The sequence below is a fragment of the Robinsoniella sp. RHS genome, from assembly GCF_001029355.1.
GTDB classification, from domain to species: domain Bacteria; phylum Bacillota; class Clostridia; order Lachnospirales; family Lachnospiraceae; genus Robinsoniella; species Robinsoniella peoriensis.
Window position 1 is genome coordinate 85,031 of the sequence record NZ_JNGB01000001.1, and the last position, 14,629, is coordinate 99,659.

The window sequence follows — 14,629 nt, forward strand, 5'->3', positions numbered from 1 at the left end:
TCCTACGATTTTTGATTATCTTCTATTGTGCTGTAATTTCTGTGAAAGTTTCTACTGCTCTTCCTTTTGTATCATCACTGATTGTAATTCCAAGATTCTCTGCTACTTTGGTATTCAGGTACAGACTGCTTTCTGTAATTGTTTCAAATTTCATATCATCAGCTTTTGCTTCGCCTTTTAACACTTTTGCAGCCATTCTTCCGGTCTGTTTACCAAGTTCAATATATTCAATTCCTTCCGATGCCATACAGCCAATTTTTACCTGCTCTATCTCACTTCCGAATACCGGGATGTTTTTCTTAGATGCCTTATCTAATATAGTAGGAAGTGCGCTTACAACGGTATTATCTGTCAAATTGTTCAGGCAGTCTACCTTCGCTAATAATGTATCCGCTGCAGACGGAACATCGGCGATTGTTGCTACTCCGGCTGTTTCCAGGGTAAAGCCGTATTTATCTACTAAGGATTCATATTCTTTGATACTGCTTTCTGAATTTACTTCACTGGTTGTATATAAAATACCGATGGTTTTCGCTTCGGGAAGCATTTCACGAATCATTTTCAGCTGTGCTTCCACAGGAAGTTTATCACTGGTACCTGTTACGTTTCCGGATGGCATCTGGTCCTCTTTGGCTAGCTCTGCTGCAACCGGATCCGTAACGGCAGTATAAATAGTAGGAATATCTGTTTTCATTGCCGCATTATAGCATGCCTGGGCACTAGGTGTGGCAATCGCGCACATCAGATCTACTTTATTTGCTACAAACCCCTGTGCGATGGTATTAGCGTTTCCCATATCTGCTTCTGCATTCTGATAATCCACCTCAAGGTTTTTGCCCTCTACAAATCCTTCTTCTGCAAGGCCTTCTAAAAATCCTTCACGGCAGTTCTCAAGAGAACCATGCTGTGCAAATTGAGCAATTCCAATTTTAAAGGAACCCTCCACTAAATCACCCGAAACCGTCTCTGCTGCACCACTGTCAGCCATTTTGGCACTGTCTGCATCCGTTCCTGCATCCGTGGTTTCCTTGCTTCCTGATCCCGTTTCCATTTTATTAGATCCACCTGTTGATGTGGAATCTGTGCCGGCAGAACCGGTGGCTGCAGAACCGCATCCTGTTGTTATTGCTGCTGCCATTGCCACGCTTAAAATTGTAACTAAAATTTTCTTTTTCATAATAAATTCTCCTTATTTTCATTAATTTTGATTAATAGTATCAAACAATCACAAAACTAATGGGAACGTTAATCTGATTTCTTTGTGATATTTATAAATACACTAAAAAACCGCCCCAAGCCTTCGCTTGAGACGGTAATAATATCGTATTATTATCGCGGTACCACTCAAATTAACATAATGTCCACTTTCGCATGTACTATCATACACTCCTGATTGATAACGGGTTCGGTTCCCGACAGTGCCTACTCTTTTAATACCGGATCACTCCACTATCTCTATTTCAGACTGCCCTCGAAAGTCCATTCGGCAAATCACTCAATACTGCAATCACACCACCTGCAGCTCTCTGGAATTTTGTTGATAAGCTTACTACTCTTTCTCATCGGTTTTGCTTTTTGTTTTTTTCATTCTAATACTAATTGGTGGGTGTTGTCAAGTGCTTTTTATATTATTTTTGCAGTTTCAACTTAAATATTCAGTTTATTGGATCTTTTGCAAAATTATCTAGAGCGTGTTTTTGATAAAATAAATTTTCGCAACACCATTCATCTTCTTGACATAATATAAATACCGCCATATAATAACATTGTTATATAACAACGTTATTATACAAAAAGGAGAAAACTAAATCATGCCCCCTAAATCAAAGCTTACCCGCTCAGATATTGTAGAAAAAGCTTTTTCCCTTACCAGACTCATGGGTTATGAAAATATTACTGCACGCTTACTTGCTAAGGAATTACAATGTTCTACACAGCCTATCTTTCATATTTTTAAAAATATGGATGAATTGAAAAAAGCATTATACGAAAAAACAAGAAACTATTTTACTGAAGTAATGCTTACCCCTTCTTCGGATCCCAATACTCCACTTTTTTTAAGTATGGGTTTGCATTACGTAGCGCTTGCGCAAAAAGAAAAACATCTTTTTCAGTTGCTATGCATGTCAGATAGTTTTCAATTGAATAGTATTTATCAGCTTGCCGAAGGAGTACCTGCATCAGTTGGTGCCGAAGTGTTTACTAAAATGTGGATATTTACACATGGCATCGCTTCCATTGCAGCCACAAATACCACAGATCTTCCGGAAGATGAAATCCGCGATTTGCTAATTGAAGTATTTAAAGACTTTTATAAAGGGCAATGGAATGAAATAATATAGGCATAAACTCAATATGTTACAGCCAGGCTTGCTTCTGCTGAAATAAAAACCCCGCTGACACATTTCAACAAGCTCATAAAAGAAAGGGCAGATGATATGGAAAAGAAAAATAATGAAATTCGAAAAGAACGTACCCACTTATTCTCTCCAAACATAAATATTGCTATTTCCTTTTGCATACGGGAAAACCTTTGTATAGACACATTAAAATCAGCTATTGATAAAGCGGTTCAAAACAATGAGATTTTTTCCTGCCGTCTGGGGTTTAAAAAAAACGGTCAGGTGTTTTATGAACATTCCGGAAGATGCATCTATACTTTTCAAGTTTTAGAAGTCGACTGGATGGATGTCGTAATGAAGCAAGCATCCATACCTTTTGATTTGCCAGGCGGGGAGCTGATCCGTTTTTTCGCTCTGCCGGACAAGAATGGAACCCGCCTGCTTATAATCGCACATCATCTAGCAGGAGACGGATTATCATCGCTTATTTAGCAGAAGATATCATGAATGCCCTGGCTGCAGAAACTCTGATTTATAAACCACTTCTGCTGCCGGATCGTAAGCTGATCCTCAAAAACTGCAGTTTAAATCCCATTATGCAGTTAATGGTAAACTTATTAAACCGAAGATGGAGAAAAACAGGTAACCCCTTTTCTTATGACGAATATCTTAACATGTTTAGAAAATATTGGTCCTGCCATGAAACAATTGCCTATACTTCAGCAATTCCGCCATCTCTGCTGCTAGCATTAAGAAGCCAGTCAAAAAAATATGGGATTACAATAAACAGCATTTTAATCACTGCTTTTATCAAATCAGCTAATGAACTGTCAGATGTGGGAATAGCTGCAAGCATACGCCCGGAACAATTCACCGGAATGGGAAATTATGCAACCGGTATCTCCATCCGCTACCGGTATGACACCAAAAAGGATTTTTGGAAGAATGCCCAGGCAGTGCATCAGCTCATATACCGGAAACTGAACAACCCTAACAAAAAATTCTTTCTTTTAAAATTTATGGATAGTTTAGAACCGGGCCTGATAGACTCAGCCTATTTTTCTGCTTATGGAGGATATCAGAACAAAACTTCCGCCATAATTCAAAATATGTTCGGTTACAATCATAATCCGAAAAGCATTAGTGTTACAAATTTAGGAAAGCTTCCTATATCAGCGGAATATGGGGATTATCATATTTCCGATTTTATTTTTCTTCCGCCCCTTGTTCCGAATGCAAAGCGCCTGTTTGGTATCGTTACTCTGGAGGATCAGATGTATATCACGATACATTTAGAAAAGAATGCGTCCCTGCCTGCAGAAAAAGTTTTCTTTGATAAGTCGGTGGAATACCTGCTTCAATTGACGGATAATAATACATAAGTATAATACTAAACCAATCATGTTTATTGTAACCGGGCGCAGCAGCCACTTCCCATTATCTGCTGCGCCGTCTCACTTCATTATTCACATCTTTTTCACCTCTATATTACCTGATTTCTAAAATAAACGAAAATACCCAAATATTTCAATTTTATCCTGGTGTGCTATTCCAATCTTTCACAATAATATTCCATTTACATGGAAAATATTGTGCTATTTCACTATTTCTCTTTTAAGATATCTAAATATAAACAAGCCATATCTTACTTCGAAACCAAAAACTGACGATTGGTCATTTTTGTATTGTATTGTGGATTCTTTCGTGCTAAAATATCCCTATCTTATTTAGAAAGGCAATGACGTTATATGGAAGACTTTAATCTTTTTTTAGATGAATTATTTCTGGATATGCCTGATACCAAAGAAACGAAAGCCGCTAAGCAAAATTTGCTTCTGTATTTACAATCTGATTATGAGCAGCGGATTCTTGAGGGAAAGACATCCAGACAGGCATTGATGGAATCTCTGATCTATTTTGGTGCCCGGGAAAATATTGATAAAGAAGTGGCACATCAGGAATTCATCGGTTCTTACAATCGCTTCCGTGAAAAATATCCGATGTTAATCCGGTGTGGATTTTTGGCTATTCTTATCATTCCGGCTGTTTTTTTAATACTTATGTTTAGCCTGGAATCAAAACTGAATTTTCTTACTGCCTGGATTGTTTCGATTATTCTTTCCTCCGGATATTTAATCTGTGTGGAATACATTGATTATCGTTATAAACAAAAACTCCACCTGAGTGAGCCGGAACCCGAGCTGGAAGGTGACGGCAGAGCGTATTTTAAAAATATCAGAAAATTATAATTGGAGGCTAAAATGAAAAAAATATTTAAAATTTATGTTCGGGATTTATCACGTCTAAGTAAAAATGTAATGGCAATGATTGTGGTAATCGGAGTCAGTATTATTCCTGCATTATATGCCTGGTTTAATATTGCAGCAAACTGGGATCCCTATGGAAGCACATCCGGCATCAAGGTTGCCGTTTCCAATGAAGATAGCGGATATAAAATGGATACGATGAATCTGGATGTAGGTTCACAGATTATCGATAATCTAAAAGCGAATGATCAGATCGGCTGGGAGTTTACAGATACGGCATCTGCCGTTGACGGAGTGAAATCCGGCAAATACTATGCTGCTGTAGTTATACCCAAGGATTTCAGCAGGAAAATATCCAGCATACTGTCAACGAATATTGAAAGCCCGAAGATACAATATTATATCAACGAAAAAAAGAATGCTATTGCGCCAAAGATCACGGATAAAGGTGTAGGCGTTATTCAGCAGCAGGTTAACAGTACCTTTATCAGCGTAGCTACCGAAACCATAGCAGGAATATTGAATACTACTACGGGGGATTTACAGGAAAACAGCAATACATTAATTGACCGTCTGATTAACGTATTACAGATTGTGGATTCGGATCTGAGCCAGTACAGTTCCACGATTGATGCCTTTTCAGAAACAATTGACGGTGTGAATACGCTGCTTTCCACAACAAAACTGACCTTGCCGGATATCAGTTCCACACTGGAAAACGGTACGCAGACAATTAACGATTCCCAGTCCGTGCTGGATACTTCTAAGTCCTCTTTAAACAGTGTAAACCAGTCATTCAGCAACGTATTGAATTCGGCGCAGGATATCTACGATTCCATTTCAAATACTGCCTCACAGGCCTTTGGTGACATTAATAATGATATCTCCGATGCTGCCCAGCAGCTTGCCCAGACAACCCTGCTTGCCCAGGCAATCATTGATATGAATACGAAAAATATTAATATACTGACAGACCTAAATGCCCAGCTGCCGGAACCCAAAGATGAAATCAACAATCTGATTGATAAACTTAATACATCCAGTCAGAACCAGCAGTCTATTATTGATAAAATAAATGCTACCAGTGAAAGTATAAAAAGTGCTTCTGACATCAGCAGTGAAACCCGTAATTCCATTTCTTCGGTAATTTCCGGCAGTAAAGATGACATTTCCGGTATCCGTACCTCTTATTTAAATTCGGTACAGCCGATGCTTGATAACCTGATGGATGAAATTACCAAAACTGGCAGTGACCTTTCCGGACTATTGCAGAGCACCAATGGCAGCCTCAGCAATCTGGACGGTATTTTTGACGGCCTGAGCTCTTCCCTGACCTCAGGGCAAAAGGCTTTATCCAGCACAAAAGATGTGATCAGCAGTACACACGATAAAATACAGAATATAATTTCACAGTTAAATTCTGTGGGGAAAGATAAAAAGCTGCAGAAATTGATGGAGATTATACAAAATGACCCTGATCTTATGGGCAGTTTTATGTCATCTCCGGTACAGCTGGAAACTACTTCCTTTTATCCGATAGAAAATTATGGTTCGGCAATGGCACCTTTTTATACTACTTTAGCTATCTGGGTTGGCGGCATTGTTCTGGTTGCCATATTGAAAGTCCGGGTAGACGAAGATGAAAAACTAAAGAATTTACGCCCATCCCACTGTTATCTTGGAAGGTATCTGCTTTTCATGACATTGGGACTGATACAGGCATTTATTATCTGTATGGGGGATTTGTATTTCCTGGAGATACAATGCAGGAATCCGCTGCTGTTTGTGGCCGCAGGGCTGTTATCCAGCTTTGTATATACGAATATTATTTACACACTGACCGTTTCCTTTGGAGATATTGGCAAAGCACTGTGTGTCATTTTACTTGTTATTCAGATTGCCGGCGCGGGAGGAACCTTCCCCATTGAAGTGACCCCCCGGTTTTTCCAGAATGTATATCCATTCCTGCCATTTACTTATGGCATCAATGCAATGAGAGAGACGGTAGCCGGAATCTATGGCAGCAGCTATATCAAAGATCTGCTTCATCTTCTGGTATACGTTCCTCTTGCCCTGATGCTCGGTCTGATCTTACGCAAACCGCTGATCAGACTAAATGTATTCTTTGAAAAACGGCTTGAAGATACACATTTAATGTAAATATAAAAAATCAAATAAAGGGAGGATTTGTAATGAAGAAATTTAAAAAAATGATGATGCTTTTTACCCTGGCTTTCTGCCTTGCTTATACAACGGGGCTGGTGGTATGTGCCGCCGAGAAGCCGGTCAACGGCGGGAGCAGTCCTAAATCTGCCGCTGTGTTAGAATACAATACCCGGTATATGGACCGCCTGGAAGGAACAATACCCCACAGCAAATGGTACCAGTTTACTACGAATAGCCAGGATGCATATTATAATATCACCTGTAAAAATTTAAGTATTCCTACTGGATTACTTGCGGTATCCCAACCCGATTTTGTACTTCGTACCGAAAACCTGATTGACCTCAAAAACAGCCGTATTCATCTGAAAGAAAATGAACAGGGTAATATCAATCTGAAATTAGAGAAAAATACAACCTACTATGTGTCGGTAAATCCGGGAATGAATCCCTCCAAAAATACCGGGCAGTACAGCATACAGATCAGCTGCCGTTACGACACTGTCAGCGATATTTCAAGCCAGGCATCGAATGCTGCACTTGGGCAAAAATACACCTCTTCCCTGGATGGCAACGGAGATATTGACTGGTATCAGTTTAAAGCTCCTTCAGACGGAACCTATCATATCAGTTTTACCAACCAAAATATTGAAACCAGTGCTTTAGATTCCCAGAAAGCTAATGTGTATCTTTGCACATCTTATGAAGAACAGCTCTATCAGCAGAGCGCGGGGAACGGGGAATCAAAGACATTCACCTGCAGCCTGTATGCCGGGGAAACTTATTTGCTAAAAATAACCATGGGAACGAATAAGCGTACCAATACCGGAGACTATTCCTTTAAGATCTGGAAAGATGTTCCAGTTTCTTCTGTTAATATAAAACCGGGAAAAACCATTACCCTGGTAAAAGGAAAAACAAAACAGCTCCAGGCCGTGGTTGTTCCCCTGTCAGCAACGAATAAATCAGTATCCTGGACTTCCAGGAACAAAAAAATAGCCACGGTCTCAAAATCAGGTAAAATTACCGCAAAAAATTTTGGAACTACGAAAATAACCTGTACATCAAAGCAGGAAAATAATAAAAAAGCAGTCTGTATGATAAAGGTTGTTCCGTCTAAAGGGAAAATATCCAGAATATCCAGTGTATCCGGTAAATCCCTGCATATCACATGGAAGAAGCAAACCGGAACCACTTCTTATAAATTATACCGCTCTGCCAATAAAAATAAAGGGTTTACCCGAATTGCAACCATAAAAAACAATTGCAGTTACACAGATAAAAAAGTAAAACCAAAGAAAGTCTACTATTATAAGATACGCGCCTGCAAAATCAAAGGAAATACAAAACTCTATGGTAAATTTTCTGATGTACGCTATGGTAGACTAAAATAAATAAAAAAGAAACAGCCAATTGATATCCCATAAGGGGAAGTTCAAATTTGACTGTTTCTTTTTAATTATATAAGAGAATAAAATTACTGCTCTGAATGCTTCTCAGCTTTCTTTTCTGCATATTCTTTATGCTCTTTGTTCTCTTTATTTTCTTTATTTTCTTTATTTTCTTTATCTACATCTTTCATACTGAAGCTGATTCTGCCCATTTTATCCTTGCCAAGGCAAACTACTTTAACCATGTCTCCAAGAGTCAGAACGTCTTCTACGCGGTTAATTCTCTCTTTTGAGATTTTAGAAATGTGAACCATTCCTTCTTTGCCCGGAGCAAATTCGATAAATGCGCCAAATTCTTTGATACTTACTACTTTTCCAACAAAGAACTGTCCAGCCACAAAATCAGTTGTGATGATTTTGATCATATCGATTGCTTTATCCATGCTGTCTTTATCTACACCGCAGATAGATACTGCACCATCATCGGTGATATCAATCTTTACACCGGTCTGTTCGATAATTGCATTAATTGTTTTACCTCTCTGACCAACTACATCACCAATTTTGTCCGGATCAATTTTGATCTGCACTATCTTTGGTGCAAATTTGCCTACTTCACTGCGAGGTTCTGCAATTTCCTTATTCATAACTTCATCTAAGATAAAAGTTCTTGCTTCTTTTGTTCTTGCAATCGCTTCTTCAATAATTGGTCTTGTTAGGCCATGGATTTTAATATCCATCTGAATTGCTGTGATACCATCCTGGGTACCTGCTACCTTAAAGTCCATATCTCCAAAGAAATCTTCCAGTCCCTGGATATCTGTCAGTACAAGATAGTCATCATCTGTATCTCCTGTTACCAGTCCTGCTGAAATACCAGCTACCGCTTTCTTAATTGGAACACCCGCTGCCATCAAGGACATACTGGATGCACAGATACTAGCCTGAGAAGTAGAACCATTCGATTCAAAAGTCTCGGATACGGTTCTAATTGCATATGGGAATTCATCTGCTGAAGGCAATACCGGAATAAGTGCACGTTCAGCAAGAGCTCCATGTCCGATTTCACGACGTCCCGGTCCTCTGGATGGTTTTGTTTCCCCAACGGAATAGCTTGGGAAATTGTACTGATGCATGTATCTCTTAGAAGTCTCAGCTTCGTCTAAACCATCGATTCTCTGCGCTTCCGATAAAGGTGCCAGCGTGGTAATGGTACAGATCTGAGTTTGTCCGCGTGTAAACATTGCAGAACCATGAACTCTTGGAATTAAATCTGTTTCTGCTGCTAATGCCCTGATTTGGTTGATTGCTCTTCCATCCGGACGTTTGTGGTCTTTTAAGATCATCTTACGAACAGTCTTTTTCTGATACTGGTAAACGGCTTCATCTAATACTGCAAGCCATTCTTCGTTCTCAGCAAAGCTTTCCGTTAATTTATCTTTAATAATACGGATATTTCCTTCTCTTGTCTGCTTGTCATCTGTGAAGACAGCTTCTTCCATCTGCTCTGGCGTTACAATTTCCTTCATTGCTGCAAATAATTCTTCCGGAACGGCACAACTTGTATAAGTATGCTTCTCTTTTCCGCATTCAGCAACAATTGTATCGATAAATTTGATTACTTCCTGATTTAATTCATGTGCAGCGAAAATAGCTTCAATCATTCTTGCTTCCGTAACTTCGTTTGCACCTGCTTCGATCATAATGACTTTGTCTTTGGTAGAAGCAACGGTCAGCTGAAGATCAGATACTGCTTTCTGAGCCGCATTTGGATTAAATACCAGTTCCCCGTCTACCAGCCCCACCTGAGTTGTAGAAGTAGGTCCGTCGAATGGAATATCAGAAATAGCAGTTGCAATAGCGGAACCCAGCATTGCTGTTAATTCCGGGCTGCAATCAGGATCTACTGACATAACCAGGTTATTTAATGTAACATCATTACGGTAATCTTTTGGGAATAATGGTCTCATTGGTCTGTCGATTACACGGGATGTCAGGATTGCATTTTCAGATGCCTTTCCTTCTCTTTTATTAAATCCTCCCGGAATCTTTCCAACAGCGTATAATTTTTCTTCATATTCAACACTTAAAGGGAAGAAATCAATTCCTTCTCTCGGCTTTTCTGAAGCAGTAGCTGTTGATAATACGGTGGTCTCACCATAGTGCATAAATGCTGCACCATTTGCCTGTGCTGCAACTCTTCCTACATCTACGGTAAGAGTTCTTCCAGCCAGTTCCATTGAAAAACTTTTGAACATATTTTGTCTCCTTTTAATTTGCTGCAGCATACTTTCCGAAACAACTGAAAAACAGACTTAACTGAAATCTGCTTTTCAGTGGTCTCGGCTTCTGTGATGCTACATGATTTGGTTAACGGGTTACGGGTTACGAAACAAACTTAAGGGACGGATTCCTCCGCCCCCAACTTTGTCCGAATTATTTTCTGATTCCTAATTTTGCAATCAAAGTACGGTATCCTTCAATATCAGTTTTCTTTAAATATGCAAGTAAACCACGTCTCTGACCTACCATTTTAAGAAGACCTCTTCTTGAATGATGATCTTTCTGATGCTCTTTTAAATGCTCTGTAAGTTCCTGAATTCTTGCTGTTAAGATAGCGATCTGTACTTCAGGTGATCCTGTATCTCCAGCTTTTCTGCCATACTCGTTAATAATTGCTGTTTTCTTTTCTTTTGAAATCATTTTGATTTCCTCCTTATTATTTGATCGCCTGATACTAAGAACATGGTCGGAGTTGTCCAAAATTCTGAATATCGGCTGTATTGCCGTGTATAAGTGAAACGTAAACTTACTTGTAAGCACGGCCTTACACACTTCGATAGTATATCACATCTGTATTCTTACGTCAACCTCTCGTTGCAAATAAAAGGAAGGTTATTCCACCTGCAATACAGAACAAAAACCCTAATAAATAAACAGCGGTCAACAGATATGATCTTGGATCTTTTTGCAGAATTTTAAAATGATATGGCTTTTCCAGATTATAACATATCTTTAATTGCTGTTTCATTCTGAATTCACTTGGATTACTTCCATTTTCATAACGCTCCTTAAAAAGCAGCCCATTAGCATAATATGCAATTACCGGATAATAATAATGATGTATTCCGGCTCTCTCGCCTTCGTCGTCCGGTTTATCCATAACCAGATCTACAACCTGACCGTCAGCACGTCCCTGATAATCTTCTTTCCCCTGAAAGTAATACCGGAAGGCAGCTGTACCAATCACCAGAACTACTCCAATAAAAATGAATACCCCGCTTAAAATTAACATCTATTGCTCACCAAAATATTCCTTTCCAAACTCAATATCTCTGTGCATGCACTCTTTTAATTTTTCTAAGGAATCAAATTTCATTTCAGGGCGCTCAAACGTATAGAGCAGAATCTCAATCGTCTTGCCATAAAGATCCTGGTCAAAATCAAAAATATACGTCTCAACACCCCGAAATGATTCGCCGACTGTAGGCTTATAACCGATATTGGTAATGCCGGGATACATTTTCCCATCAATTACGGTCTTAGATGCATATACGCCGTTAGGCGGCAATAACTTTTCTTTCTCCGGGATCAGATTGGTAGTAGGCATTCCAAGTGTTCTGCCTATTTTCCTTCCATGAAGTACTTCTCCGATAATTCCATATGGCCGTCCCAGTAGTTCATTTACAACTCCCATGTTGCCTTTTTTTAATTCTTCTTTTACAAATGTACTGCTGATATCTTTTCCTTCGTACTTCTTTTTATGAATCACCTCGACCTGAAATCCATATTTAGTCTGCAGGTCCTGCAGAAGCCTGTAATCTCCTTTTCGTTGATATCCGAAATGAAAATCTGTCCCTACTACCAGATACTTTGCATGGAGGCGGCCTGCCAGGATCTCAGATACAAATGTTTCCGGCTCCATATGTGATATTTCCGGCACAAAGGGACACTCAATCAGGCAGGAAAGTCCCTGGTCTTCCAGAAGTGACCTGCGTTCTTCTCCGGTTAACAATACTTCAGACCTGTTGGAATTCAAAGTGAATACCACACCTTTCAATCCCTCTCGCTGAAGCTGTCTGACACGCCGTATTAACCTCTGATGCCCCCTGTGTAAACTGTCAAATTTACCTAAGGTAACTGCACATGCTTCCTCACAGCTAAATTCTGTCGTTCCTACGATGTACTCCATACTCTTTTGTCCCTCCAGTGACCTTAAACGGCAAATATCTTGACCGGCTTAAATCTTTTTTCGGCTTTTTCGTAACCGTAAACAGCAAAAAATTGTCCCCCGGCATCGTAAACTCTTACGAGTCCATCCTGCATAGGAACCTGCCCTGCCGTATGGTTATCATAAAACATATTGCCATTGTATAATAATTTGTGGAACTCTTCTCTTATATCAACCCTCGGATACTCTAAAAACATTTCATCAATTGGCGTGATATGATCCATCAGGGTTCCATTATCCCGCAATTCTTCTATCTGACCCAGGGTAATACTGTCCTCAATCACAAAAGAACCAGCTTTTGTGCGAATCAGACTTTCCATGCAGCCTCCACAGCCAAGTTTATCGCCAATATCATGACACAAAGTACGTATGTAAGTTCCTTTTGAGCAGGAAACAGTCATGGTGACACGCGGCAGTGCAGCCTCATCTATCCTAATTTCATGAATATGAACCAGTCTTGCCTTGCGTTCAATAACTTTACCTTCTCTAGCCAATTCATACAGCTTTTTACCATCTACTTTTAATGCAGAGTACATGGGGGGGATCTGTTCATAATCTCCGGTAAAGCTTCGTATCGCTTCCTGAACTTCTTCCTCAGTGGAAGTTACTTCTTTTTGAGCTAATACGGTTCCGCTGGTATCCTGTGTATCTGTAACGGTACCAAGCAGCAACACCGCCTGATAGGTCTTATCCCTGTCTGTGAGCATATCACAAAGTTTTGTACCTTTTCCCAGACATACAGGGAGAACTCCCGTGGCATCCGGATCCAATGTACCGGTATGACCGATTTTTTTCTGCTTTAGAATCCCGCGAAGCTTAGCTACCACATCATGAGAAGTAAACCCCTGCTCTTTGTAAACATTTATAATTCCATGAATCACGATTCTTTCTCCTGTAACAGCTGCTTTTCTATATGTTTTGTTAAATTATTAAGCACATCATGCATCGTTCCCTGCAGCGTACAGCCTGCAGCACGTACATGACCGCCACCACCGAAATATGCACCGATTTTACTTACATCTACAATACCATTAGAGCGCATACTCACCTTAAATTCCTGGCTGCCCGTCTCATAGATAAAGATTGCCACTTCAACACCTTTTGTATTGCGAAGCTGGCTTACGATACCATCCAGATCTTTTGGTTCCACTCCATAAAAAACCATATCTTTCTGATGGATAGCACTGATAATGCACTGTCCGTCCAGAACCATAATGCTCTCTAAGAGCGCTCTTCCGAGTATCTGATTCTGAACATATGATTTTTTATAATACGTATCATCTAAAATACCGGAAAAATCAATTCCTTTTTCCATCAGATCTGCAGCTGCCCGCATGGTTTTCGCTGAAGTACAGCTATACTGAAATACTCCCGTATCATGTGCAATTCCCATATAGAGTGCTTCTGCTATTTCTTTTGTAATCTTATCTTTGTCCAGCACATCATAAACCAGTTCTGAAGTGGAACTTGCTTCCGGAACAATATAATCCACATCTGCAAAACCTGAATTGCTGATATGGTGGTCAATGCACATCCTGCGTTTTGCTGTTTCAAAATATTTTGCAGCTTCGCCCAAACGCTCCTTATCTCCGCAGTCCAGGGAAATGAACAGATCATATTCCATTTCCTTATCACAAGTATGGTGAATCTCATCTGTTCCCTGAAGAAAGCGGTAAGAGTCAGGAATCTTTTCTAAATACACATCTACATCTGTAAGTTGCGGGAAGTTTTTCTTTAAATAGAGATACATTCCCATGCTGGAACCCACGCAGTCACCGTCCGGCCTGATGTGGCCGGCGATAGCTACCGTTTTCACATGATTCAGTTCAGATGCTATGTTATTCATTCTCATCATCCTTTTCTGTCTCTTTGATATCTTTGTTGACATCGTCAATAAGTTTCGACATATTCACACCGTATTCAATTGACTGGTCTAAGATAAAGCGAACCTCCGGCGTATTACGAAGATTAATCGTTCTGGCAAGCTGCCTGCGGATATAACCCTCTGCACTTTTTAATCCTGCCAGCGTATCTGCCTGGGATTTTTCATCACCCAGAACACTGATATACGCTTTACAGCTTTTTAAATCCGGTGCTACTTCTACGGCAACCACGGAAGTCAGCGGATTAATCCTGGGATCTTTTATTTCACCCCGGATTATATTAGACAGCTCGTGCTGGACTTCTGCATTGACACGTGTATTTTTAATACTGTTTTTTCTCATATATAAAACT

13 protein-coding genes, 1 pseudogene and 1 other annotated feature are annotated in these 14,629 nt (G+C 39.8%); of the genes and pseudogenes, 6 read left to right on the top strand and 8 right to left on the bottom strand.

Annotated elements, in window-relative coordinates:
• Positions 1 to 22: 22 nt before the first annotated feature.
• Entirely contained in the window at positions 23 to 1,177 is a 1,155-nt protein-coding gene (locus RHS_RS00365) for an ABC transporter substrate-binding protein (RefSeq protein ID WP_047832053.1), read from the bottom strand.
• Between the two features lie 125 nt (positions 1,178 to 1,302).
• Positions 1,303 to 1,572 (bottom strand) — a binding site (T-box leader).
• A 239-nt stretch (positions 1,573 to 1,811) separates the two neighbouring features.
• On the opposite strand from RHS_RS00365, the gene RHS_RS00370 reads away from it, so the two are divergent.
• The 6 genes from RHS_RS00370 to RHS_RS29790 all read left to right on the top strand — a co-directional run bounded on the left by RHS_RS00370 (position 1,812) and on the right by RHS_RS29790 (position 8,166).
• Positions 1,812 to 2,342, top strand: coding sequence for a TetR/AcrR family transcriptional regulator (locus RHS_RS00370; protein ID WP_047832054.1), 531 nt, complete (start codon positions 1,812 to 1,814; stop codon positions 2,340 to 2,342).
• A gap of 96 nt (positions 2,343 to 2,438) precedes the next feature.
• Positions 2,439 to 2,834 carry a hypothetical protein gene (locus RHS_RS00375; protein WP_047832055.1) on the top strand — a complete coding sequence of 132 codons (396 nt, stop codon included), beginning with the start codon at positions 2,439 to 2,441 and terminating at the stop codon, positions 2,832 to 2,834.
• 11 nt (positions 2,835 to 2,845) lie between these two features.
• Positions 2,846 to 3,724, top strand: a complete 879-nt coding sequence (locus RHS_RS00380; protein WP_047832056.1) for a hypothetical protein — start codon at positions 2,846 to 2,848, stop codon at positions 3,722 to 3,724.
• Positions 3,725 to 4,090: 366 nt separating this feature from the next.
• Entirely contained in the window at positions 4,091 to 4,591 is a 501-nt protein-coding gene (locus RHS_RS00385) for a hypothetical protein (protein ID WP_047832057.1), read from the top strand.
• Positions 4,592 to 4,603: 12 nt separating this feature from the next.
• Positions 4,604 to 6,769: a YhgE/Pip family protein gene (locus RHS_RS00390; RefSeq protein ID WP_047832058.1), complete on the top strand. Its 2,166-nt coding sequence runs from the start codon at positions 4,604 to 4,606 to the stop codon at positions 6,767 to 6,769.
• A gap of 32 nt (positions 6,770 to 6,801) precedes the next feature.
• On the top strand, positions 6,802 to 8,166 hold the full coding sequence (locus tag RHS_RS29790; protein ID WP_395020874.1) for an Ig-like domain-containing protein: 1,365 nt from the start codon (positions 6,802 to 6,804) through the stop codon (positions 8,164 to 8,166).
• Positions 8,167 to 8,333: 167 nt separating this feature from the next.
• Here RHS_RS29790 and RHS_RS00400 read toward each other — a convergent pair.
• From RHS_RS00400 to rbfA, 7 genes and pseudogenes are all read right to left on the bottom strand, one after another.
• Positions 8,334 to 10,421 (bottom strand): annotated as a pseudogene (locus RHS_RS00400) (polyribonucleotide nucleotidyltransferase); the annotation flags it as partial.
• Positions 10,422 to 10,599: 178 nt separating this feature from the next.
• Positions 10,600 to 10,866, bottom strand: a complete 267-nt coding sequence (gene rpsO, locus RHS_RS00405) for a 30S ribosomal protein S15 (protein WP_027294240.1) — start codon at positions 10,864 to 10,866, stop codon at positions 10,600 to 10,602.
• 163 nt (positions 10,867 to 11,029) lie between these two features.
• Entirely contained in the window at positions 11,030 to 11,458 is a 429-nt protein-coding gene (locus RHS_RS00410; RefSeq protein ID WP_047832060.1) for a DUF3592 domain-containing protein, read from the bottom strand.
• Positions 11,459 to 12,355 carry a bifunctional riboflavin kinase/FAD synthetase gene (locus RHS_RS00415; RefSeq protein ID WP_047832061.1) on the bottom strand — a complete coding sequence of 299 codons (897 nt, stop codon included), beginning with the start codon at positions 12,353 to 12,355 and terminating at the stop codon, positions 11,459 to 11,461.
• Positions 12,356 to 12,378: 23 nt separating this feature from the next.
• On the bottom strand, positions 12,379 to 13,275 hold the full coding sequence (gene truB, locus RHS_RS00420; RefSeq protein WP_027294243.1) for a tRNA pseudouridine(55) synthase TruB: 897 nt from the start codon (positions 13,273 to 13,275) through the stop codon (positions 12,379 to 12,381).
• Complete coding sequence (locus RHS_RS00425) at positions 13,272 to 14,240, bottom strand: bifunctional oligoribonuclease/PAP phosphatase NrnA (protein WP_027294244.1); 969 nt, start codon at positions 14,238 to 14,240, stop codon at positions 13,272 to 13,274. Before RHS_RS00425 ends, truB begins: the two co-directional genes overlap by 4 nt.
• Complete coding sequence (rbfA, locus tag RHS_RS00430) at positions 14,233 to 14,619, bottom strand: 30S ribosome-binding factor RbfA (protein ID WP_027294245.1); 387 nt, start codon at positions 14,617 to 14,619, stop codon at positions 14,233 to 14,235. Before rbfA ends, RHS_RS00425 begins: the two co-directional genes overlap by 8 nt.
• Positions 14,620 to 14,629 lie beyond the last annotated feature (10 nt).

Excerpts from the sequence above, each read along its gene's own strand:
- RHS_RS00370 (WP_047832054.1), top strand. The coding sequence starts at position 1,812 with ATGCCCCCTAAATCAAAGCTTACCCGCTCAGATATTGTAGAAAAAGCT.
- rbfA (WP_027294245.1), bottom strand. The coding sequence starts at position 14,619 with ATGAGAAAAAACAGTATTAAAAATACACGTGTCAATGCAGAAGTCCAG.
- RHS_RS00415 (WP_047832061.1), bottom strand. The coding sequence starts at position 12,355 with ATGGAGTACATCGTAGGAACGACAGAATTTAGCTGTGAGGAAGCATGT.
- RHS_RS00425 (WP_027294244.1), bottom strand. The coding sequence starts at position 14,240 with ATGAATAACATAGCATCTGAACTGAATCATGTGAAAACGGTAGCTATC.
- RHS_RS00410 (WP_047832060.1), bottom strand. The coding sequence starts at position 11,458 with ATGTTAATTTTAAGCGGGGTATTCATTTTTATTGGAGTAGTTCTGGTG.
- RHS_RS00390 (WP_047832058.1), top strand. The coding sequence starts at position 4,604 with ATGAAAAAAATATTTAAAATTTATGTTCGGGATTTATCACGTCTAAGT.
- rpsO (WP_027294240.1), bottom strand. The coding sequence starts at position 10,866 with ATGATTTCAAAAGAAAAGAAAACAGCAATTATTAACGAGTATGGCAGA.
- RHS_RS29790 (WP_395020874.1), top strand. The coding sequence starts at position 6,802 with ATGAAGAAATTTAAAAAAATGATGATGCTTTTTACCCTGGCTTTCTGC.
- RHS_RS00375 (WP_047832055.1), top strand. The coding sequence starts at position 2,439 with ATGGAAAAGAAAAATAATGAAATTCGAAAAGAACGTACCCACTTATTC.
- RHS_RS00385 (WP_047832057.1), top strand. The coding sequence starts at position 4,091 with ATGGAAGACTTTAATCTTTTTTTAGATGAATTATTTCTGGATATGCCT.
- RHS_RS00380 (WP_047832056.1), top strand. The coding sequence starts at position 2,846 with ATGAATGCCCTGGCTGCAGAAACTCTGATTTATAAACCACTTCTGCTG.
- RHS_RS00365 (WP_047832053.1), bottom strand. The coding sequence starts at position 1,177 with ATGAAAAAGAAAATTTTAGTTACAATTTTAAGCGTGGCAATGGCAGCA.